Source organism: Staphylococcus sp. HMSC055C03, assembly GCF_001809385.1.
Classification (GTDB): domain Bacteria; phylum Bacillota; class Bacilli; order Staphylococcales; family Staphylococcaceae; genus Staphylococcus; species Staphylococcus simulans.
Window position 1 is genome coordinate 276,844 of the sequence record NZ_KV797474.1, and the last position, 21,470, is coordinate 298,313.

The window sequence follows — 21,470 nt, forward strand, 5'->3', positions numbered from 1 at the left end:
AATCTTCAATATTTTTTACCATTTTGGACACCTAACAATAAATAAAGAGAAGTAGGGTATGAAATATATAGACGTTATTGTTAATAAGTAGCTAACAAATTTTTATTTTATTATTTGTCTAATCATGTTACGATAACTATAATACACTATTTGATGGTCGCAGAAAGCTGTAACTGTGCGTGTTCTACCATACACAAGTCTCACAAGTTTTCTGTTTTATTTTTCTTTAAGACGGTTAAATAGAATAAATAATATTTTCACACTTCGAGAGACCGTACATCACTTTATTTCTAGCAATAAAGCTATTGTACGGTCTCTCATAATCATGACTAAACAAAGAAAGAAGGTATGAAGCATGAAAATAGCAATTATTGGTTCAGGTAACGGTGCTGTCACAGCAGCCGTTGATATGACAAGCAAGGGCCACGATGTCAAATTGTATTGCCGTAACGCTTCTATCGAAAAATTCGATAAAGCGATTGAACAAGGCGGTTTCCACTTCAATAATGAAGGTGAAGAAAGCTTTGTGAAATTTACACAAGTCAGCGATGACATCGAAGAGGTTATACAAGATGCAGAAATTATTCAAATGATTATTCCATCAACATTTATTGAATATTATGCACGTATTATGGCACCGTTCGTTAAGGATGACCAAATTATATTCTTCAACATGGCAGCTGCTATGGGTTCAGCACGATTCCTTAACATATTAGAAGATGAATATATCGATGTATGCCCACGTTTTTGTGAAGCAAACACATTAACGTATGGTACGCGTGTTGACTTTGAAGAGGGTATTGTTGATCTATCTTTAAATGTACGTAAAGTCTATTTCACTTCTTATATTCAAGAACATTTAAGTGAAGACTTTGAAATTGTTGAAAAGATTTATCCTCAAATTATTAAAGAAGAAAACTTATGGAAAACAAACTTAGAAAATGGTAACCCAGAAGTGCACCCAGGACCAACTTTATTAAACGTTGGACGTATTGATTACTCTGGAGACTTCTCATTATATAAAGAAGGGATTACTAAACATACGGTTCGTTTACTGCATGCGGTAGAGCTTGAGCGTCTGTCACTTGGTCGTCGTTTAGGATTCGAACTGCAAACAGCAAAAGAAGCACGTATTCAACGTGGTTATTTAGAAAGAGATCGTGAAGATGAACCGTTAAATCGTCTGTTTAACGAAAGTCCTGTTTTCTCACAAATTCCAGGGCCAAATCACGTGAAGAATCGTTATTTAACTGAAGATATTGCATTCGGTTTAGTCTTATGGTCTAGCTTAGGGCGTGAAATTGGGGTAGAAACGCCGAATATTGATGCGATTATCGTCATAGCTTCTACAATTTTAGAACGTGATTTCTTTGAAGAGGGCCTGACAATCGACGAGTTAGGCAGAGATAAAGTTGGATTAGATTAACAATTAAATAAAGGGGGACATATTATGAAGAGAATGCCGACATTACTTGAATCCATTTCAACCATCGTTGTAATGATGTTATTAGTTATTGTTGGATTTGTGGTATTTGGAATTCCAGTACAACCATTATTAATTCTTTCAGCGGCTTATGCGTCAATAATTGCCTGGCGTGTAGGCTTACGTTGGAAAGATTTAGAAGAGGGGATTACACAGCGGCTGAGTACAGCGATGCCTACGATTTATATTATTTTATGCGTAGGGATTGTAGTTGGGACATGGATGTATTCTGGAACCGTACCTGCTCTGATTTATTATGGATTAAAATTGTTGAATCCAAGTTATTTCTTGGTCTCTGCGTTTTTAATTTCAGCGATAACGTCTATGGCCACTGGAACCGCTTGGGGTTCTGCATCAACAGCAGGAATCGCGTTAATTGCGATTGCACATCAATTACATATTGATGCGGGTATGGCTGCAGGTGCAATTATTGCAGGTGCAGTTTTCGGTGATAAGTTATCACCACTCTCTGATACAACAAACTTAGCGGCAATGGTCACGAACGTGAACATTTTTGCCCATATTAAAGCGATGTTATGGACGACGATTCCTGCGTCGATTATCGGTATGATAGTTTGGTTCTTTGTGGGATTAAATCATAAATCGAGTGCGGATAAAAGCCAAATCAATGCATTATTACGTCAACTCGAAAATGTATATCATATTAATTTCAGTGTATGGATTCCAGCGATTGTTATCATCGCATGTTTATTATTCCGCTTCTCAACCGTACCGGCTATGTTAGTTTCATGTGTGGCAGCGATCTTTGTCGGAGCACTGAATCATGGCTTTAATTTTACTGATGGTTTTAAAGCGGCGTTTGACGGTTTTAAACCAGATATGATTGTCCATCAAGTCAATTTAAATGATAAAGCGACGACTTTGCTTGAGCAAGGCGGCATGATGAGTATGACGCAAGTCATTGTGACAATCTTCTGCGGCTATGCGTTTGCGGGTATTGTCGAAAAATCAGGTTGTTTAACAGTGATGTTGAACACAATTAAAGATAAAGTCACTTCACCAGGTACATTAATTTTAGTTACAGTAATATCTGGTTTGATTATGGTATTAGCAGCAGGAGTAGCATCTGTTGTGATTATCGTAGTAGGTATGTTGTTATATGATATGTATGATGAGATGAAGCTGTCTCGTACAAACTTATCACGTACACTTGAAGACTCAGGTACGATGATTATTCCATTGATCCCTTGGGGCACATCAGGAATTTATTATACGCAACAATTAGGTGTAAACGTCTATTCTTACTTTATTTGGACGGTACCTTGTTATTTATGTGTGATTTTCGCTATATTCTACGCCTTTACTGGCTGGTCAGTGAAAAAGGTGAAATCACCAGACGCAACACATTATACGCAGCACGGTTAAAGATGAACTGTCTCGCTTTTTAAAGTGAGGCAGTTTTTCTTTGACTTTTTACAATTTTTCGGATTTTACACATTAAACGCGTGAATCCAGGGTATAACATACTAATGGTGGAACAATTATAGTTATCTAAGAAGGATTAATTGCAATTCCAATCATTATCATTAAAAAATTAATATTTATTAGGTTTAGTTGTGTACTAAAACGGTTATTAAATATATATGAATGAGGTGATTCCATGCTATATGTAGTAATACTTGTAGCGATATTACTATTGTGTCTAGGAATTCATCGATACTTCAATTTAGATAATTTAACTGTAAAATATCCTTCTATTATCTATTTAGTAATCAGCTTTATATTGTATTTTGTAGCGATTTTGCAATATAGAGTTGATTCTTCTATGTCGGAATTTTTAGCACATGAAATGTTAATGACGTCTATCTTCGGGCTATTAATATTTTGGACATTATCCCAAACTAACAAAACAAAAGATACTGTTGTTTATACAGTAATGATATTAATCTTATCTCTTATTGAGGTTATGACTACGAGTCCTCAGCTTGGGATTAATGCCACAGTAGAAATGTTTGTGGTACGTATTGTCCTAACAGCCGGTATGGCCATAGGTTTAGGAGGCTATGTTCTTTATAGACAACTTAAACGCCCCGTATCAGAAAGCTTCCCATTATTATATGTGTTAGCTTTCGCATTCTGGATTATGATCGCATATTGGTTATAACGTAGTAAATAGATAGAAAAGCCGGCAGGCTTAGGTGTAAATTCCTAAGTCTCCGGCTTTTTTGTTATGCGTATAAGTTAGTGGCAGGATAAGCAATAGAAATAAAAAAAGGGCATAAAAAAACCAACTGATTGTAGCTGATCAGTTGGTTTATATCGTAAATTTATTAATTAGTGGATGTAGTTGTATCCGCCTGCTTGGCTAGCTGAGATTGTACGTGTAGTTACAACGCCAGGACCTTGACCGTAGTTCATTTCTGAAACGTTTACTGAACCGTCGCTGTTTACACTTTCAACGTATGCAACGTGACCGAAAGCACCTTGGCTAGTTTGTAAGATTGCGCCAGCTGATGGGTTGTTGTTTACAGTGTAACCTGAAGCTGCTGCTGCGTTAGCCCAGTTATTAGCGTTGCCCCAAGTTGAACCGATTTTACCGCCAACTTTGTCGAATACGTAGTAAGTACATTGACCTACAGTGTATAAGTTAGCACCTGATGATGAACGGTTAGCGAATGTGTTAGTGCTTGTTTTTGGTGCTGAAGTAGTTGTTACTTTAACGTTGTTGTCTGATGTTGAGTATGAAGCACCTAAACCGCCAGTACGTGGAGCAGTTGCTTGTGTATTGTAGCTAGTGTAGTTTGTATAGTTATTGTTAGCTGTGTTGTTGTTATTGTATTGAGCGTAAGTACCATAGTAGTTATTGAATTGATTAGATTTGTTCCAGTTACCTTCCCAAGTGTAGTGGTAGTTACCATCTTGATCAATTGTATATGAGTAGCTGTAAGAATAAGGATCGTTTGAGTTGTATCCGTTATTTTGTGCAGCGTCTGCATCGTGATTAGATAAAGTTAAAGCAGCGATTCCTAAACCTGCTGTAGCGATTGTAGTAGTAGCGATTTTATTCATGATAAAATATCCTCCTAAAGATAATAAGCTAAATTATTTTTTAAGTCTCGTGACTGGATTAACATTTACTAAATTTCATAATTTGTTTTGTTTGTTTCGTTCTCTTAACGACAAGACTTACTCTACCAAAAAAAATTGCACTTGTGTGGCTTGTTATCGTTTTGTAATTTAGTTCTAATAATTATGTATTTGGATGTAATAAGCATGAAAGTAGGACTATAGTCTTAGAATGTTGATGTTATCGCATTTTTAACATTTTTAATTATTTGTAAAGGCTTTTCATATTACAGTCTTGTAATATAACAGAAAACTTTGAAACATAATTTCTAATGAATAAATGTTGCTTTGTAGTTAATATGACGGAGATTTATTTTTAAAATTCTGTCGAATAGATAGTCATCTAATTAAATACAATAGGTGGATGTTAACTATTAACTTTATGTAAAGTTAGGCTTTTCTTCATTAAATGGAAGTTTTTATCTCTTTGTTCAGCTCGAGTTGAAAGTATTGACTTAAGGAAAGAACAGATGTATTATTTAAGTATAAAAATTATACCTAAAGAGGTGAAAAAAGTGAAACTCGAAATTGGAATGACATCCTTTGCAGACAACACTGATATTTATACAGAAAACGGCATTCAAGAAAAATTAACAGCAGCAGAACGTATTAGAAACATCGTAGAAGAAATCCAACTTGCTGATGAAGTAGGGCTGGATGTATATGGATTAGGTGAACATCATCGTTCAGATTATGCAGTTTCAGATCCTGTGACTGTACTTGCGGCAGCAGCGACAACAACGAAACGTATTAAACTTTCATCGGCAGTAACGGTTTTATCATCAGATGATCCAGTACGTGTCTATGAACGTTTTGCGACATTGGATGCAGTATCTAACGGACGTGCTGAAATTATGGTAGGGCGCGGTTCGTTTATCGAATCTTTCCCATTATTCGGTTACAACCTTGATGATTACGATCAATTGTTTATTGAGAAGTTGGAATTATTGAAACGTATCAATCAACATGAGATTGTTAAATGGGAAGGCGGTTTGCGTCCAGCAATTAACAACTTAGGTGTATATCCTAGAGCAGTGCAAGAGGAAATTCCAATTTGGCTCGCAACAGGAGGCACACCAGAGTCTTCTATGAGAGCTGCAGAGTTCGGTTTACCGATTACCTACGCGATTATCGGTGGTAATCCTAGACGTTTCAAACGTAATATTGCAGTGTATCGTGCAGTTGCTGAAAACAGAGGCTATCGCGCAGAAGATATGCCGGTTGCAGTACATTCTTGGGGTTATATCGCAGAGACTGATGAAGCGGCACAACGTGAGTTTTACGCGCCGACTAAAGTCGCACATGATATCATCGCCAGAGAACGTAATTGGCCGCCATACGATCAAGCGTATTTCCAACGTGAAATCAGCGATGAAGGTGCAATGTTTGTAGGAAGTCCGGAAACAGTCGCAAAGAAAATGATTAAAGTAATCGAAGAATTGAACTTGAATCGTTTCATGATTCACCTGCCAGTAGGGTCTATGCCACATGACCGTGTAATGCATGCAATTAAATTATACGGAGAAAGGGTAAAACCTATTGTAGAGGAATATTTTAATAATAAATAAAGGAGATTGTATTATGTTATTACGTTATTTAAACAATATTAAAATCGCTAAGGAATTATTACAGGCTTCAGAGCCAAAATTAAAAGGTGACGCAGGTATGAAAGATACTTTCGCAAATGTGTTCGGCCTTGATTCTAAATGGGTAACAGTTGCAGGTACTTTAGAAGCAGCAAGTGGTTTAATCTATTTACTAAGCTTCGGCAACAAAAAAATGACAAATGTTGCTTCATTATTAGCAGTAGGTGTATTAGGTGTTGCAGCTTACAAACACTACGAAGCAGGTCATGGTAAAGAAGGCGCTAAACACGCAACTGACTTATTGAAATTAGCTGCATTATCTTCAGCTGATACAATTTGCAGTAAAAAATAATAAATAATCAGTGTATATATGAATAAGGCTCAATCACAAAACTGTGGTTGAGCCTTTTTATTATGCTTGAGTATAACGTTTTAAATGTTTGGCAGTTAAGGTATCTGTTTGTAGGAAGTCTTTAGGCAAGCCGCTGAATAAGATTTGTCCTCCTTCTAAACCTGGACCTGGTCCGACATCAATGAGCCAATCCGCTTCACACATCATGGATAAGTTATGTTCAATCAGAATCACTGTATTCCCAGCTTCAATTAAATCATTGAAGCGATTCAATAGTAGAGGAATGTCTTCTTCATGTAAACCTGTTGTCGGCTCATCAAAGATATAAACATAATCAGTTGTCGGTTCGACTAAATGCTGACTTAATTTAACGCGTTGAATCTCACCGCCAGATAAGGTGTCTAGCGGTTGACCGAGTGCCATATAATTTAATCCAGTTTGGCTTAATGACTCTAATGCATCTTCAATTTCTTGATGCCCTTTAAAGAATTCTAAACCTTCATCTACAGTTAAGTTTAAAACATCCGCAATATTATAACCGTTAACTGTTGCTTCTAATACTTCAGGTTTATAGCGTTTACCATGACACACTTCACAAGTCTGAGAAAAATCAGCCATAAAGGCTAGTTCAGTTTTAATATAACCTTTACCGCCGCAATTGGGGCATGCACCTTTAGAATTATAGCTGAACATCGCTTTGCTTAATCCGGTTTGTTGGCTGAAGAATTTTCGTACTTGATCAAAGACACCTAAATAAGTCAGTAGATTAGAACGGCTTGAACCTTGAACTGCTTTTTGATCAACAAAGATAGTGTGTTCATTATCTTCAAATCCTTTTTTGACCAAAGTACTCTTACCAGAACCTGCGACACCTGTCATAACCGTCATGACTTGTTTAGGTAAATCAACCGTGACATCTTTTAAATTATTTTCTGTAATTGGTCCGAGATGGAAATATCCTGCAGGTTGACGCACGTCATTTTTAAGGTGATGTGGTTTTCTTAACGCATGACCTGTCGCTGTATCAGATTCTAATAATGCTGGATAATCTCCTTCAAATGTAATTTCTCCACCATTCTTACCAGAACCTGGTCCCATATCAATGACATAATCCGCTTCTTTAATAACATCAGGATCATGTTCAACAATTAAAACAGTATTGCCTTTTTCTTTAAGTGATTGTAAAATAATATTGATTTTTTGTATATCTTCAGGATGCAAACCAACACTGGGTTCATCAATAATATAAACTAAATCAGATAAAGGACTATTTAAATGACGGATTAATTTAAGACGTTGTGCTTCTCCACCAGAAAGTGTTGTTGTGACACGGTCGAGTGTTAGATAGCTTAATCCTATGAAATCTAGGGCTTCAAGTTGTTTTCGAAGCGGCGCAATAATAAATTCTGCAGTTGGTTGATTCAATTGATCTAAAAAAGCCAAGTTCTCTTTAATTGTCATTTTAGTAAAATCAGAAATATTATAGCCATTGATTTTACAACTTAATACCTTTTGATTTAGTCTTTGTCCTTCACAAACAGGACATGTTTTAGTGGTAACGACGTGTTTTAAATGGCGTGCATAACGTTTTTTCGCAAAAGTTTTATCGCCTAAAAAGATACGGCTGAAACGCGGAATCAATCCCACATATTTCGCAGTTTTTCTCCATTCTTTCGGTGGATTTTTAAGCTTTGTCGGCTGTTGATATAAAAATAAATCAAGTTCTTCTTTGGTAAAGTCTTTTAACTTTTTGTCATTATCAAACAAACCGCTGTCGCGATATGCTTTTCCTCTTTCTTTATCCGGACCGAAAGAAGGGAAGTCGATGGCACCTTCATTTAATGACTTATCCCAATCTAACAATTCATCTAAATTAATTGATTCAATGTAACCTAAACCTTCACATTCTTTGCACATGCCTGATGGGCTGTTGAATGAAAAAACATCAGAATAACCTACAAAAGGTGTGCCGATACGTGACCATAATAAACGCACAGATGCGTATATGTCTGAAATTGTGCCGACTGTTGAGCGAGAGTTGCCGTTATAACGTTGTTGGCTGATTGTCATCGCAACAGGCAGATGGTCTATGTGATCGACGCTAGGTCTAGGTTGTTGATTAAGATGAAACTGTATGTAACTTGAATAAGTTTCGTTTAAAAGGTGCTCTGATTCAGCTGCGAGTGTATTAAAAACAAGTGAAGACTTTCCTGAACCAGAACGGCCTGTAAATACAGTTATGAAATGTTTCGGAATGTCTACATCGATGGATTTTAAATTATTCTGTGTCGCACCTTTGACACGGATATAATCTTGTTTCATCCTTTCATCCTCCTTGTTTGTATATGTGATACACATTCATTATGACATTGATTAATTGTATTCCCCAATAATCATTTATTACTACTTTTATTGCTTTTGATTTTTTGAATAGACAGTCATCCTATTAACCCAATTAACCTTAGTGAAAACTTTACATTCGTGATGACTGATTTCAACATTATGACGTTTACTATTTTGATTATTTTAGGAACAAAAATAGATTGTTATTTAATGAGAGTTGTAATAAAATTAGTTTATGTAGGGGCTTGCTTGAAATTATCAGAACAATTCACTAAACATCTTCGAAAAACATCAAGAAGGAGTGAATTTCACTATGAACAATAAAAACATAATTAATGATTTATCAAAATTCGTCACTGTAGCACAAAAAGTAAGAGAGGTCAGTGCTACAATTAAAAGTGAGTTTCAAATCACTTTTGAAGAACTCTTTATTTTAAACTACATTCACAGCAGTGAAAAAGAACGTACAGAGTTCAATGTAAAAGAAATCATTCAACTTTCCAACTTAAAACCATATTTTATTTCTAAAGCGATTCAAAAGCTTAAAGAGCGTAAACTCTTAACTAAAAAAAGAAATAAACATGATGAAAGAACCGTGATTTTAGTAGTTGATCCAGAGCAAAGAAAGGAAATCGAGGCTCTTTGTAAAGCGGTCAGCAAAGTATTTTAATCATAGGAGAAGTTGGGGAATTTAAGATTATTTCAACAGGCACAAAAAATTAGTAATAAAAAAGTGAGTTATTCATTGAGATAGCTCACTTTTTTATTTTTGTTTATTTTGTTCAATCGCATCTAACACTTGTTGGACACAAGCATCCATGTCCTTAAACACTTCATGTTTCTCCCAAAAACGTAAGACAGTATAACCCATTTCTTCTAATTTCTGATTCACTTCTTGATCTCTTTCCATATTGCGTTCTAATTTCGGTATCCAATATGAACGGTTCGTGTGGATTCTTTTTTGTTTAACATTTTCCCAATCATAACCATGCCAGAATTCCCCATCTACAAATACCATTACGTTATATTTAGTGATAGCGATATCTGGAGTGCCGGGTAACTTCTTATAATTCTTAAAATAACGGACACCTTGGTGCCATAAAGCTTTAGCAAGTTGTGTTTCAGCTTTGCCGCCTGTGCCTTTGATTTTAGACATCATCTTAGAACGATAGGCTTTAGATTCTGCCATATAAATTCACCTCATACATATAAGATGGTCTATATTGATATTCCCGAAAAAGCCTGTTGTTATGCAGCATCACGCAGATAATAACATAAACATACAACGATGATATTTAATACTTTTTCTAAAGGGTAGATACATAAAGTAAAGAAAATAATTATATGAAACAGAAGGAAGGGATAGTTTGAAACAACCATTCAAAGTTCTGAGAGATATTGTACATTTAATAACGCCGACAGCAGGGGGCACTTTGGTAGCAAAATATGCGACAAGCAATGCACGTCAAGTTTATCAAAAAGAAAAGAACCCGCCGCTTTCACCGCCAGGTATTACGTATCCCATTGTCTGGTCAGGTTTGTATCTTGCGATGGGCGTCGCATATATGATTGCACGTAACGCAAGTAAAGATAAATCTGTACCGATTTCACACTATACACAACTTGGTTTGAATTTCTTATGGTCTGTATTGTATTTCAAATATAAACTACGTGGAGCAGCAATGATTGAAAGTTATGCTTTATTCGCATCTGTTGTCGTCACGGCAGTCAATTTCTATAAAGCAGATAAACGCAGCGGCTTGTTAATGGTGCCTTATGCATTATGGTGTGCATTTGCGAGCTATCTTGCGACAGGAAGCTGGATTTTAAACAAAGATCAATAATTCATGTCATAATAAAAGTTGAAGGAAGTGAATCATATGGCAACAACATCAGTAATTTTAGGTGCCGGCGGTCAATTCGGCATGGCATGGGAAATCGGTTATTTAAGAGGTTTAGCTGAGAAAGGTTTAGACTTGAGAGATGCCGATGAATTTGTCGGAACATCTGCGGGTGCACAAGTGGGCACAGTTCTCGCATCAGAAGCAGACTGGGAAACAATATGGGAAGAACAACTAAACTATCAAAGAGAAGCTGAAAATCCATTAACGGATGATGATTTAGCAGATATCTTTGCGCAATTTGATCAATTAGAGAAAAATGCACGTACTGTAGAAGAATGGATTGATGGTATGAGTCAGATGGCTATGCATCCTAAAGTAGATTTGCCTGAAACAGAACGACTCAATATGATCAGAAACAGCTTAGGCAATGCAGTTTCTGGCTGGACACCTAAAATCAAAATTGTAGTGACAGAAGTAGAAACAAATCAACGTCGTGTATTTGATGAAAACTCTGATGTACCCTTAGTTAAAGCTATTGCGGCGAGTGGCGCATTCCAAGGAGCTTATCCGACGATTCAGCTGCATGATAAACACTATTATGATGGCGGTTCTTATTCTATGGATAATCCAGATGTCAGTGAAGCGGATAAAGTTGTGGTATTAGCTGCGAATTTACCAGTGAAAACACCTTATGCATTATCTGATTTAGTGGACCATATGCAAGAACGAGGTCAAAGTGTGTATACAGTCAAACCAGATAGCACTGTAATGAGTATTCTGGAAAAATATGATTATAATACAATGAATGGTGCATTGCGTAAGGAAGTAGCTGAAGCTGCACGCCAACAAGGGCATGAAGAAACACAAGCGCTTAAAGCATTTTGGAATAAACAGTAACTTATAAAATTATGTATGTAAAAAGGACGGTTATCAAAGAATGAATAACCGTCCTTTAGTTTGCAATCAGGTGTATAACTTGATTGCTATTAATATTTTCTTAAGAAATCTACATCTCTGTCATAATGTTTTCTGACAAGTTGTTGTTGCACGTCATTTAGAATATCTAAAATTAAATCAGTTTGATGTGCAAGAATACGGATACTGATACCATGTGTGGCAAGTTCAGTAATACCGATTCTGCAGTCTTCTTGTTTCGCATAAGGTGCCATAATCTCATAAAGTTCTTCAACTGTTTCTTTATTCGCATCTGGATGAATGAAATAGCAAGACCCTAGATGAGAATATCCTTCCATATAACCTAAAGCATCTACACGATTTTTATTTGGATCTAACAACAAGTTATCGTAGACGACTAATTCACCGTCAACGAAAATTTCATTAAGCAGGTGAAGATAGTCATACGTAAAGTGCGCTTCATCTGGAGAATAACCAGGCGTTAAGATATCGGTATAAAACATTGCGCCGGTTTTAGCCAGATGATACTGATTATGCTGATAAAACTTTGCATCTTTATAAGCTATAATCGGATCGCCTACATATTCCATATAAGCGTTATCTTCAATCGTGAACGTTTGGTACTGTTCAACATGATCTTTCAATGTTTTGTAGATTTTTGTTGCACCTTGCGATGTGAGTGTCGTTGCCGCATTTTCTTTCACTTTAACATTTAAGCGATAACGGTCTCCATCTAAATAGCCACCGCCGACATTAACAATAAAGAATGTCGGGATATTTGAGCCATTTAAATAAATAGGGCGAATCACTTTTAATGCTTGTTCAAAAAAGATATCGCGTGCTACAGAACGTTCACCGTCATTAAAGACGGTGATATCTAACTGTCCTGTCCATTGCTTTTCTTCAGACATTACTCTAGTCCTTTAAGCAGCACATCACGTTCAATCCAGTTAATCACATTGTCTAAACCTTCTTCTGTTTTAAGGTTTGTGAATGTGAATGGACGATCACCACGGAAAGTACGTGTATCTTCAGCCATTTGGTCTAAAGATGCGCCGACATAAGGTGCTAAATCTGTTTTGTTGATGATGAAGAAATCAGATTTAATCATACCTTGGCCGCCTTTACGTGGGATTTTTTCACCTTGTGCAACGTCGATAATATAAATTGAGAAATCTACAAGTTCTGGACTGAATGTCGCAGCTAAGTTGTCGCCGCCTGATTCTACGAAAATCAATTCAATATCTTCATGACGTTCAACTAATTCATCAATTGCCGCAAAGTTCATTGAAGCATCTTCACGAATTGCTGTATGAGGGCAACCGCCAGTTTCAACTCCGATGATACGATCTGCAGGAAGTACGCCAGAATTTACTAAGATTTTTTCGTCTTCTTTTGTATAAATATCATTTGTAATAACACCGATGCTTAATTCTTTAGAAAGATGTTTTACTACTTTTTCTACAAGTTCGGTTTTACCTGCGCCTACAGGGCCGCCGACTCCGATTTTAATAGGTTGAGTCATAAATCTTGCCTCCTAAGAAATAAAGATTCGTACATTCACTTTTTCATGTTCCATTTGATTGATTTCAAGTCCTGGTGCAGTGATGCCGAATTCAGATGCTTTAAGCTCAAAAATATGGTCGCGTGTTTGTTTCATAAAAGGAATCATCTGCGTCACAATACGTTGACCTGCAGTTTGTCCTAATGGAATGGCTCTGACCGCATTTTGAGTTAAAGATGAAACGTTTTGATATAAATAATAATCGATAATCATTTCAATATCGACACCGAGATAATGACCAAGCATTGTAAAGCAGATTGCTGGATGCAATTTCGCTTGTTTTGCTTGATATTGTTCGTGATACCAATGAATCCATTCACTATCGTAAAGTTCATCAGCTAGTTTCACCATACGTGTTCCCATTTGTTTGGTACCGACACGTGTTTCTCTCGGCATATTTTGAACAAATAATAAACGATCTAATTCTAATACTCTTTTTTCATCATTCTGATTCAGTGCTTCGTAAACGAAGCGCATCGCTAATCCATCCGCATATGTGAGTTGTTCACTTAAAAACAGTTTCAACCATTCTTGGAAGGACTGTTCATCATGAACAGTCCCTCTTTGGATATAAGTTTCTAATCCGAATGAATGGCTGAAAGCACCTGTAGGGAATTGCGAATCGCAAAATTGAAACAAGCGTAAAGACGCATGATCAATCATGTGAATGTCCTATATGACGGAAGGCTTTGTTTACTTTGCGATCCTCACGTGAGTGGGGGATGCCTAATGATTTTAATAAATCTTCAACTAAATAATCGTATTGTACCAACATTTCATTTTCTGTGAATTGTGCAGGTAAATGACGGTTACCAAGCTGATGGGCAATATCTCCCATTTCTTGCAGTGAACGTGGTTTGATAACCAAAATATCTTCAGAATTGACATCAACCACGATACGGTTGTTGTCATCTTCATATAAGATGTCGCCATACTGCAAGTCTACAGGGTTTTTTAAGCGGATTCCGATTTCATTACCGTGGTCAGTTTTGACACGTTGGATACGTTTAACTAAATCAGAGTTTTCTAGATACACTTTTTCAGTGTGCTTTTGTTTTTCTTCAGGTGATAAATTGGCGATATTGCCAAGAATTTCTTCTACTATCATGAAAGCTTGCCTCCTAGAATAAGAAGTAACGTTGTGTTAATGGCAACTCTTTAGCAGGTTCGCTTGTGATTTTTTCGCCATCTACAAACACTTCATACGTTTGTGGATCTACGTCTAATTTTGGTGTTGCTGTATTGTTTTTCATATCTGTTTTACGTAGGTTACGGATATTTTTAACTGGACGGATTAAACGATGCAAGTTCAATTGACGTTGAATATCGTTCATATAAGCAATGTTTGATACGAATGTCATGTTTGTACCTGTCATGTTACCGCCAAGTTGACCGTACATTTTACGGAATTTAAGAGGTTCTGAGATTGGGATAGAACCATTTGCATCACCGTTGATTGCTGTACTGATCATTCCGCCTTTTAAGACAACATCAGGTTTTACACCAAAGAATGCAGGCTCCCAAATTACAATATCCGCAAGTTTGCCAGGTTCAATTGAACCGACATATTCAGAGATACCGTGTGTAATCGCAGGGTTGATTGTGTATTTTGCGATATAACGTTTGATACGGTTGTTGTCATTGTATTCTGAGTCGCCATCTAAATAACCGCGTTGTTCTTTCATACGGTGTGCGACTTGCCATGTACGTGTGATAACTTCACCGACACGACCCATTGCTTGTGAGTCAGAGCTGACCATACTGAACACACCCATATCTTGTAATACGTCTTCCGCTGCAATTGTTTCTTTACGGATACGTGAATCAGCGAATGCTACGTCTTCAGGAATAGAAGCGTTCAAGTGGTGTGTAATCATAACCATATCTAAGTGCTCATCAATTGTATTTGTTGTGTAAGGTAGTGTTGGGTTAGTAGATGATGGAAGGACATTAGGATAGCTTGCTGATTTGATTAAGTCAGGCGCATGTCCGCCACCAGCACCTTCAGTGTGGTACATATGAATGACACGGTCTTTGATTGCTTTCATCGTATCTTCCATGAAGCCCGCTTCATTCAACGTATCTGCGTGTAATGCGATTTGAACATCATAATCATCAGCTACATCTAATGCATGACTTAGCGCAGATGGTGTTGCTCCCCAGTCCTCATGGACTTTCAAGCCGATTGCGCCAGCGTGGATTTGTTCAATTAATGCTGTGTGGTTGTGTGCTTGTCCTTTACCAGTGAAACCAACGTTGACTGGTAAAGCTTCCGCTGCTTCTAACATACGGTGCATATGCCATGGACCCGGAGCAACCGTAGTGGCTTTAGAACCTTCAGAAGCACCAGTACCGCCGCCGATATGTGTTGTAACACCACTTTCAAGCGCAACCCATGATTGTTCAGGGTTAATAAAGTGTACGTGTGTATCAATACCGCCAGCTGTTACAATCTTACCTTCAGCTGAAATGATATCAGTGTTTGCACCGATAATGATATTAACGTTGTCCATAATATCAGGGTTACCAGCTTTACCATATCTCATGATATAGCCGTTTTTAATTCCGATATCTGCTTTGTATACTTTATCGTAATCAATAATAACTGCGTTTGTAATAACAGTATCTGCAACATTACGGTCATCACGTGTTACGTTAGGGTTTTGAGCCATACCGTCACGCACAGATTTACCGCCGCCGAAAGTAGCTTCATCCCCATATGACGCATAGTCTTTTTCTACTCGTGCAAACAAGTTTGTATCAGCTAATCGAATAGAATCGCCGACAGTCGGACCATATAAACTTGTATATTGAGATTGTGTCATTTTAAAGCTCATCGATCATACCCACTTTCTTTATTCGCATTTTTCATTCCTTCGTCGTCTTTAATACCAGCGTTCGGATGATCATCGTCTACACGGAAGACACGATCTTCATCAATCGGTCCATTAACCATTCCTCGGAATCCGTAAATACGACGATTACCGTTATATTCCACAAGTTGTACTTTCTTTTCATCCCCAGGTTCAAAGCGTACAGCTGCGCCAGCTGGAATATCTAAATGTTTACCATATGCTTTCTCTCTATCAAATTTTAAGCCATCATTTACTTCAAAAAAATGATAATGAGAACCGACTTGAATAGGGCGGTCTCCTATATTTTTAACAACGATTACTGTTTCAGTAGAATCAGTACCTTTATTTATTTCTATTTCAGTACGTTTTACTATAATTTCACCAGGTCTCATAATATATAATCCCCCTTTAAACAATCGGATGATGTATCGTAATTAATTTTGTGCCGTCAGGGAATGTAGCTTCAACTTCGATGTCTGTGATCATATCTGCTACACCTTCCATTACATCATCCTTATTTAAAATTTGTCTGCCGTAACTCATAAGGTCGGCAACGCTCTTACCATCTCTTGCACCTTCTAACATTTCGTAACTGATGATAGCTACCGCTTCAGGATAGTTTAATTTTAAACCGCGTTTTTGACGTCTGCGTGCAACGTCATTCGCAATAACCAACATCAATTTATCTTGTTCACGTTGAGTAAAATGCAAAGTAATCCCTTCTTTCATATATGTTAAATAATACTAATCCATTGTAAGACTCGACTTATCGATATACAAGAAATATATATTTGTGGTGCCAAATATAATTGCAAATTAACAAGTTAAGGCTTGAATATACACTTTAATTAACCCAAGGGAGTTTTACCTTTTTTGGTACATTTTCAAACAAACGTTGTATTTTAATCTTAAAAAATTATAAATAGAGAGCAATAGGTTTTATTCACAATCCTATTTTGTTAAAATTATAACTGTTTATAAATTTTGAGAAATCAGGTGAAGGATCGATGCGTCAATTAGTCGACGTTGTATTAAAGAATATCTCACAAGTATTATTGTTAAATAATGCTTGGACAGGGCTATTCATTTTAGCAGGTTTATTTGTAGCAAATTGGAAAGTAGGGCTAGCAGCATTGCTTTCTAGTTTGATTGCTTATGTATTAGCACCTTATACAAATTATTCCAAAGAAGAAATCAAAGAGGGGCTGGCTGGTTTTAATCCAGTGCTGACAGGTGTGGCTTTAACCATATTCTTAGTGCCAGACATTAAAGGTATTGGTATGACAGCACTTGCGGTTGTATTGACATTACCGCTTGGTGCCGCATTTCGTCATTTATTATCGCGTTTTGACTTGCCGATGTTGACCATGCCGTATGTGTTTATCAGTTGGATGTTTTTATTTATGTCCTTCCAATTCGAACACGTCAATGCTGGAGTTAATATTTTACCTTCTACGGTACGTGAGATTACATTTTCACATCACGCGATTAACGGTGTGATGACTTTCTTAGATGGCTTTAGTGAAATTTTCTTGGTGAAAAGTACAGTAGGGGGCTTATTAATACTGATTGGTATCTTTATTGCTTCTAAACGTGCAGGCATCTTCTCAGTCGTCGCAAATATTATCGGTGTTTTTGTGGTAATGTTATTTGGGGCGAACCATGATGATATAAATACAGGATTATATGGCTATAATGTTATCTTAGTAATATTGGCTTTAGGTGTTACCTTTAAAGAAACTTCAGTATTTAACAAATATTTAAGTATGTTATTTGGTATTTTTATCACAGTGGTTGTACATGCTGGTTTAGTGACTTGGTTAAAACCATTCGGCTTGCCAGTATTCACATTACCGTTCATCGTTGCAACATGGTTGATGTTGATGGCAGGTAAACCAAATGTGATGCCTGTTGAAAGCGAAACTGAAAATAAATAATATATAAAGAAAACGGCTTACACAACCTGTTTACTGTGTAAGCCGTTTTTTCATATTATTTAGATGCTGCTTGTTCGAGTTTTTCTTTTAAATCTTTACGCATGAATTCTAATGTGTAAGGGTCGTTGAACCAGTATGTTTTCGCATCTACTTTGATGACATGTCCTTCTTTAACTGCTGGAAGGTTTTTCCAAAGGTTTGTTTGAGTATAAGATGGTTCAGCTTTGCCGGCACGTGTTGATACAATATAGTCGCCTGCATATTCAGGGATTTTCTCTTGTTTTATTTCTGCCCAACCATCTTTTTTAACTAGTTCTTTTTGTTTTTCTGGCATTTGTAAGCCGAATGCTTGATAAATCACTTCACCGCCACGACCCCAGTTTGGACCGTAAGTATAAAGTTTTTTATCGAATTCATCTAATAATGAGATTGTTGAATCTTTACCGATTTTATCTTGAATCTCTTTACCATCTTTTTTAGTTTCTTTTTTCCAATCCTCTGTCCATTTTTTAGCTTCGTCTTCTTTACCTAACAATTTACCTAGTTCAATTTGTTGATCTAGGTACTTATGTTTTGCGTAGTCGAAAACTATAGTAGGAGCTGCTTTTTGATATTTCTTGATGTTTTTATCTGTTGAATAAACAATGATTAAATCTGGTTTTTGTTTGATTACTTTTTCAACATCTTCGCTGCCAGTGGCGCCGATTTTTTCAACACCTTTGAATTTTTCTTTTAAGATAGGGCTGTCATCGACTTGGCTGTTGACTGCTACAACGTTACCGCCTAATTTTTTTACACCGCCAGCGTATGTAGGTGCAACAACCGCAATACGTTTAGGTTCTTTCGGAATATCTACTTTCTTACCGTTATCCATTGTATATGAACGTGTTTCTTTTTTTGAATCTTTTTGATCACTGGATTGTTTACCGCATGCTGCAAGCACAAGGACTAACACAATCAGTGGGATGAGTAATTTTTTCATCTTTATATCTTCCTCCTAATTGAAAACGATTATCGTTTAGCGTTATTCAAAATTATAAAGGGTATTCGCAGAAAGCACAATATAAATTTCTAAATAAATCAACATTTATTATTTGTTTAAAATGAAAAACACTATGTTCGACTACATAGTGTTAAGTCTCTAGAATAAGTTGAGTTCTGATTTGGCAATATTTGTGTAAGCCGCATCTTCCATTGGCGGATTATGCAAACCTGCACGCATGTCACGATAATAGCGTTGAAGCGGGCGATCCATTTCTAAACTTTTCGCACCGACAATGCGCATTGCTAAATCGATGACTTTCAAACCTTGATTCATTACTAAAATTTTACTTGCGGAAGTTTCATTCCAAACAGGTGCATCAGGGGCTTCATGATACATACGGGCTGTAGACCATAAAAAGGCACGTGCTGAAAGTAATAACGACTCCATTTCACCGATTGATTGTTGGACAGTCGGAAGATGTCCGATAGGGTAATCAATACTATTCGGCTGATGTGTTTTGGCGAAGTCTTTCGCATAATCTGCCGCAGCTTGTGCAATACCTAAATACACACTTGGGATATGCAGAATCCAACCGTTCGGTCCTTTTGAACCGCCCGCAACTTCTACAAAGTTTTCTTGTGGTATATGCACATCTTCTAATACCAGGTCATGACTTTCCGTCGCACGCATGCCGACCACATTCCAAGTTTCAGCAACAGACACTCCAGGCGTTTCTTTTTCAACTAAGAAGAAACCGAATTGGTCTGTGGCTTCATTGTAGCCGCTAACTAAGAAATGGGTTAAAGCTGGCAACATTGAAGTAAAAGTTTTAACGCCGTTTAAAACATATTCTGAACCTGAGCGTTTAGCGTGTGTTGAAGGTTTGCCGCCACGTGTCGGACTTCCAGTATCCGCTTCACTCACCGCTCTATTAATCAACGCACCTTCTTGAATAGCTTGTGCTAATTGATCGAGTAGGTGAGGCTCCCATTTTTGTTCTTCAAATATTTGTCCTGCAGTACTTAAATGCCAACCGATAGATAAAGCTGTGGCACCATCAATAGAACCTAAATAACTTTGGATGATGACCATATCTTCAATTGTCGCACCTTCACCGCCATAAGCTTTCGGCAAGGTTAATAAGGTATAACCTTCTTTAACGAGCCAATCAATATTCTCGTGAGGGAAGCGGCTATGCGCATCATTGTATGCTGCATGTGCTTGAAATTCGTCTTTGACTGATTGTAATTTTGTTAACCATTTACGTTGAATCTCTGTATGAATTAATCCTGATTCTAACAATGTCATTCCTCCTGACGTTTGTTGCCTTGTTAAGTTTAGTGTATCACTCGGAATAGAGAGTTGGTAGTTTTTAGCGGTCTGCATTTGTTTTACGAGAAAAGCTAGACATCATACAATTAAATTTCTGGTTAAATGCTTACTTTACATTTGTTGTGAATTTCAATTTAATAAGTAATATACATAAATTTTGGAGGTAGAACATGAAACAAATATATTTCAACCACGATGGCGGTGTAGATGATTTAGTGTCTCTCTTTTTATTACTACAGATGGAAGATGTTGAATTAATCGGTGTCAGCGCAATTGGTGCTGACAGTTATGTAGAACCCGCAGTGAGTGCGTCTATTAAAATCATTAACCGCTTTTCAGATAGAGATTTAAAAGTTGCCGCATCATCACAAAGAGGGAAGAATCCATTTCCTAAAGAATGGCGTATGCATGCTTTTTTTGTAGATGCATTACCAGTATTGAATGAATCACGTACTGAACAACGAGCATCGCAATCAGAACTTGAAGCATATGAAGATATAATAGAAAAATTAGAAGCGAGTAAGAAACCAGTAACCTTGTTATTTACTGGACCTTTAACAGACTTAGCTAAAGCATTAGAGGTTGCTCCGCATATCACAGAAAAAATTGAACGCTTAGTATGGATGGGAGGGACATTCTTAACGAAAGGTAATGTTGAAGAACCTGAACATGATGGAACTGCAGAATGGAATGCCTTTTGGGATCCAGAAGCAGTCGCAACGGTTTTTGATACAGATATTGCGATTGATATGGTTGCGTTAGAAAGTACAAATAAAGTGCCGTTAACAATTGATGTCAGACAAATGTGGGCAGATCAACGTGATATTTTAGGTGTAGATTTCTTAGGTGTTTGTTATGCTGCAGTTCCGCCATTAACGCATTTTGTGACGAACTCTACGTATTTCTTATGGGATGTCTTAACAACAGCTTCTGTCGGAAAACCTGAGTTAGTACATGTTGAAGAAGTACAAACAGAAGTGATTACAAAAGGACCGAGTCAAGGACGAACTAAACGTGTTCAAGAGGGCGGCCGTACAATCAGATTAGTCGATGATGTGCACAGAGATACATTCTTTGACTACATGACAAACCTTGCCGCAAAGGTTCGTGTCTAGACGTGTAAAATTATACAAATAAATGTTAACTTATCGTAAATTAAAGTTAACATATGTGATATAATCTTCCAT

General features: G+C 37.0%; 22 protein-coding genes. 10 read left to right on the top strand and 12 right to left on the bottom strand.

Annotation, left to right across the window (positions count from 1 at the left end; all coding sequences use genetic code 11):
• Positions 1-355: 355 nt before the first annotated feature.
• The 3 genes from HMPREF2603_RS01410 to HMPREF2603_RS01420 all read left to right on the top strand — a co-directional run bounded on the left by HMPREF2603_RS01410 (position 356) and on the right by HMPREF2603_RS01420 (position 3,608).
• On the top strand, positions 356-1,426 hold the full coding sequence (locus HMPREF2603_RS01410; RefSeq protein ID WP_002479636.1) for an NAD/NADP-dependent octopine/nopaline dehydrogenase family protein: 1,071 nt from the start codon (positions 356-358) through the stop codon (positions 1,424-1,426).
• A 24-nt stretch (positions 1,427-1,450) separates the two neighbouring features.
• On the top strand, positions 1,451-2,869 hold the full coding sequence (gene nhaC / locus HMPREF2603_RS01415) for a Na+/H+ antiporter NhaC (RefSeq protein WP_060803645.1): 1,419 nt from the start codon (positions 1,451-1,453) through the stop codon (positions 2,867-2,869).
• A 400-nt stretch (positions 2,870-3,269) separates the two neighbouring features.
• Positions 3,270-3,608 carry a hypothetical protein gene (locus HMPREF2603_RS01420; protein WP_234016222.1) on the top strand — a complete coding sequence of 113 codons (339 nt, stop codon included), beginning with the start codon at positions 3,270-3,272 and terminating at the stop codon, positions 3,606-3,608.
• A gap of 170 nt (positions 3,609-3,778) precedes the next feature.
• Here the strand turns inward: HMPREF2603_RS01420 and HMPREF2603_RS01425 are convergent, their stop codons facing one another.
• Entirely contained in the window at positions 3,779-4,513 is a 735-nt protein-coding gene (locus HMPREF2603_RS01425; protein WP_023015016.1) for a CHAP domain-containing protein, read from the bottom strand.
• A 572-nt stretch (positions 4,514-5,085) separates the two neighbouring features.
• Here HMPREF2603_RS01425 and HMPREF2603_RS01430 point away from each other — a divergent pair.
• Positions 5,086-6,138, top strand: coding sequence for an LLM class flavin-dependent oxidoreductase (locus HMPREF2603_RS01430; RefSeq protein WP_070462910.1), 1,053 nt, complete (start codon positions 5,086-5,088; stop codon positions 6,136-6,138).
• Positions 6,139-6,151: 13 nt separating this feature from the next.
• Positions 6,152-6,508: a DoxX family protein gene (locus HMPREF2603_RS01435; RefSeq protein WP_023015013.1), complete on the top strand. Its 357-nt coding sequence runs from the start codon at positions 6,152-6,154 to the stop codon at positions 6,506-6,508.
• A 60-nt stretch (positions 6,509-6,568) separates the two neighbouring features.
• On the opposite strand, the gene HMPREF2603_RS01440 is transcribed toward HMPREF2603_RS01435, so the two are convergent.
• A complete protein-coding gene (locus tag HMPREF2603_RS01440; RefSeq protein WP_060803648.1) occupies positions 6,569-8,830 on the bottom strand; it encodes an ATP-binding cassette domain-containing protein in 2,262 nt (753 codons plus the stop codon).
• A gap of 334 nt (positions 8,831-9,164) precedes the next feature.
• Between HMPREF2603_RS01440 and HMPREF2603_RS01445 the strand changes: the two genes are divergently transcribed.
• Positions 9,165-9,521 (top strand): transcriptional regulator, SarA/Rot family, encoded by a 357-nt coding sequence (locus HMPREF2603_RS01445; RefSeq protein ID WP_002479629.1) that lies wholly within the window; start codon positions 9,165-9,167, stop codon positions 9,519-9,521.
• Between the two features lie 93 nt (positions 9,522-9,614).
• Here the strand turns inward: HMPREF2603_RS01445 and HMPREF2603_RS01450 are convergent, their stop codons facing one another.
• Positions 9,615-10,040 carry a very short patch repair endonuclease gene (locus HMPREF2603_RS01450; protein WP_057509910.1) on the bottom strand — a complete coding sequence of 142 codons (426 nt, stop codon included), beginning with the start codon at positions 10,038-10,040 and terminating at the stop codon, positions 9,615-9,617.
• A gap of 178 nt (positions 10,041-10,218) precedes the next feature.
• Between HMPREF2603_RS01450 and HMPREF2603_RS01455 the strand changes: the two genes are divergently transcribed.
• The gene (locus HMPREF2603_RS01455; RefSeq protein WP_057509909.1) at positions 10,219-10,695 is read left to right on the top strand and encodes a TspO/MBR family protein; all 477 of its coding nucleotides are present in this window, start codon (positions 10,219-10,221) and stop codon (positions 10,693-10,695) included.
• A 36-nt stretch (positions 10,696-10,731) separates the two neighbouring features.
• Entirely contained in the window at positions 10,732-11,592 is an 861-nt protein-coding gene (locus tag HMPREF2603_RS01460) for a patatin-like phospholipase family protein (protein ID WP_060803649.1), read from the top strand.
• Between the two features lie 89 nt (positions 11,593-11,681).
• Here the strand turns inward: HMPREF2603_RS01460 and HMPREF2603_RS01465 are convergent, their stop codons facing one another.
• From HMPREF2603_RS01465 to HMPREF2603_RS01495, 7 genes are read right to left on the bottom strand one after another with little or no spacing between them, the layout of a single operon-like run.
• Entirely contained in the window at positions 11,682-12,521 is an 840-nt protein-coding gene (locus HMPREF2603_RS01465) for an urease accessory protein UreD (RefSeq protein ID WP_060803650.1), read from the bottom strand.
• Positions 12,521-13,135 carry an urease accessory protein UreG gene (gene ureG, locus HMPREF2603_RS01470; RefSeq protein ID WP_002479624.1) on the bottom strand — a complete coding sequence of 205 codons (615 nt, stop codon included), beginning with the start codon at positions 13,133-13,135 and terminating at the stop codon, positions 12,521-12,523. Before ureG ends, HMPREF2603_RS01465 begins: the two co-directional genes overlap by 1 nt.
• Positions 13,136-13,147: 12 nt before the next feature.
• Positions 13,148-13,837 (bottom strand): urease accessory protein UreF, encoded by a 690-nt coding sequence (locus HMPREF2603_RS01475; protein ID WP_002479623.1) that lies wholly within the window; start codon positions 13,835-13,837, stop codon positions 13,148-13,150.
• Positions 13,830-14,282, bottom strand: coding sequence for an urease accessory protein UreE (ureE, locus tag HMPREF2603_RS01480; protein ID WP_060803651.1), 453 nt, complete (start codon positions 14,280-14,282; stop codon positions 13,830-13,832). Before ureE ends, HMPREF2603_RS01475 begins: the two co-directional genes overlap by 8 nt.
• Positions 14,283-14,295: 13 nt before the next feature.
• Positions 14,296-16,011: an urease subunit alpha gene (gene ureC, locus HMPREF2603_RS01485; RefSeq protein WP_002479621.1), complete on the bottom strand. Its 1,716-nt coding sequence runs from the start codon at positions 16,009-16,011 to the stop codon at positions 14,296-14,298.
• Entirely contained in the window at positions 16,008-16,421 is a 414-nt protein-coding gene (locus HMPREF2603_RS01490) for an urease subunit beta (protein ID WP_023015003.1), read from the bottom strand. The genes ureC and HMPREF2603_RS01490 overlap by 4 nt, the downstream gene beginning before the upstream one ends.
• A 16-nt stretch (positions 16,422-16,437) precedes the next feature.
• On the bottom strand, positions 16,438-16,740 hold the full coding sequence (locus HMPREF2603_RS01495) for an urease subunit gamma (RefSeq protein WP_002479619.1): 303 nt from the start codon (positions 16,738-16,740) through the stop codon (positions 16,438-16,440).
• A 296-nt stretch (positions 16,741-17,036) separates the two neighbouring features.
• Between HMPREF2603_RS01495 and yut the strand changes: the two genes are divergently transcribed.
• On the top strand, positions 17,037-17,966 hold the full coding sequence (gene yut / locus HMPREF2603_RS01500; protein WP_002479618.1) for an urea transporter: 930 nt from the start codon (positions 17,037-17,039) through the stop codon (positions 17,964-17,966).
• Between the two features lie 55 nt (positions 17,967-18,021).
• Here the strand turns inward: yut and HMPREF2603_RS01505 are convergent, their stop codons facing one another.
• Both HMPREF2603_RS01505 and HMPREF2603_RS01510 read right to left on the bottom strand, forming a co-directional pair.
• The gene (locus HMPREF2603_RS01505) at positions 18,022-18,948 is read right to left on the bottom strand and encodes an iron-hydroxamate ABC transporter substrate-binding protein (protein ID WP_060803652.1); all 927 of its coding nucleotides are present in this window, start codon (positions 18,946-18,948) and stop codon (positions 18,022-18,024) included.
• A gap of 159 nt (positions 18,949-19,107) precedes the next feature.
• Positions 19,108-20,253 carry an acyl-CoA dehydrogenase family protein gene (locus tag HMPREF2603_RS01510; protein ID WP_082709450.1) on the bottom strand — a complete coding sequence of 382 codons (1,146 nt, stop codon included), beginning with the start codon at positions 20,251-20,253 and terminating at the stop codon, positions 19,108-19,110.
• Positions 20,254-20,453: 200 nt separating this feature from the next.
• On the opposite strand from HMPREF2603_RS01510, the gene HMPREF2603_RS01515 reads away from it, so the two are divergent.
• Positions 20,454-21,398: a nucleoside hydrolase gene (locus tag HMPREF2603_RS01515; RefSeq protein ID WP_060803654.1), complete on the top strand. Its 945-nt coding sequence runs from the start codon at positions 20,454-20,456 to the stop codon at positions 21,396-21,398.
• Positions 21,399-21,470 lie beyond the last annotated feature (72 nt).

Coding starts and splice junctions, on each gene's coding strand:
- HMPREF2603_RS01515 (WP_060803654.1), top strand. CDS start 20,454: ATGAAACAAATATATTTCAACCACGATGGCGGTGTAGATGATTTAGTG.
- nhaC (WP_060803645.1), top strand. CDS start 1,451: ATGAAGAGAATGCCGACATTACTTGAATCCATTTCAACCATCGTTGTA.
- HMPREF2603_RS01410 (WP_002479636.1), top strand. CDS start 356: ATGAAAATAGCAATTATTGGTTCAGGTAACGGTGCTGTCACAGCAGCC.
- HMPREF2603_RS01440 (WP_060803648.1), bottom strand. CDS start 8,830: ATGAAACAAGATTATATCCGTGTCAAAGGTGCGACACAGAATAATTTA.
- HMPREF2603_RS01420 (WP_234016222.1), top strand. CDS start 3,270: ATGTCGGAATTTTTAGCACATGAAATGTTAATGACGTCTATCTTCGGG.
- HMPREF2603_RS01450 (WP_057509910.1), bottom strand. CDS start 10,040: ATGGCAGAATCTAAAGCCTATCGTTCTAAGATGATGTCTAAAATCAAA.
- HMPREF2603_RS01490 (WP_023015003.1), bottom strand. CDS start 16,421: ATGAGACCTGGTGAAATTATAGTAAAACGTACTGAAATAGAAATAAAT.
- HMPREF2603_RS01465 (WP_060803650.1), bottom strand. CDS start 12,521: ATGTCTGAAGAAAAGCAATGGACAGGACAGTTAGATATCACCGTCTTT.
- HMPREF2603_RS01425 (WP_023015016.1), bottom strand. CDS start 4,513: ATGAATAAAATCGCTACTACTACAATCGCTACAGCAGGTTTAGGAATC.
- HMPREF2603_RS01460 (WP_060803649.1), top strand. CDS start 10,732: ATGGCAACAACATCAGTAATTTTAGGTGCCGGCGGTCAATTCGGCATG.
- ureC (WP_002479621.1), bottom strand. CDS start 16,011: ATGAGCTTTAAAATGACACAATCTCAATATACAAGTTTATATGGTCCG.
- ureE (WP_060803651.1), bottom strand. CDS start 14,282: ATGATAGTAGAAGAAATTCTTGGCAATATCGCCAATTTATCACCTGAA.
- HMPREF2603_RS01445 (WP_002479629.1), top strand. CDS start 9,165: ATGAACAATAAAAACATAATTAATGATTTATCAAAATTCGTCACTGTA.
- HMPREF2603_RS01435 (WP_023015013.1), top strand. CDS start 6,152: ATGTTATTACGTTATTTAAACAATATTAAAATCGCTAAGGAATTATTA.
- ureG (WP_002479624.1), bottom strand. CDS start 13,135: ATGACTCAACCTATTAAAATCGGAGTCGGCGGCCCTGTAGGCGCAGGT.
- HMPREF2603_RS01475 (WP_002479623.1), bottom strand. CDS start 13,837: ATGATTGATCATGCGTCTTTACGCTTGTTTCAATTTTGCGATTCGCAA.
- HMPREF2603_RS01505 (WP_060803652.1), bottom strand. CDS start 18,948: ATGAAAAAATTACTCATCCCACTGATTGTGTTAGTCCTTGTGCTTGCA.
- yut (WP_002479618.1), top strand. CDS start 17,037: ATGCGTCAATTAGTCGACGTTGTATTAAAGAATATCTCACAAGTATTA.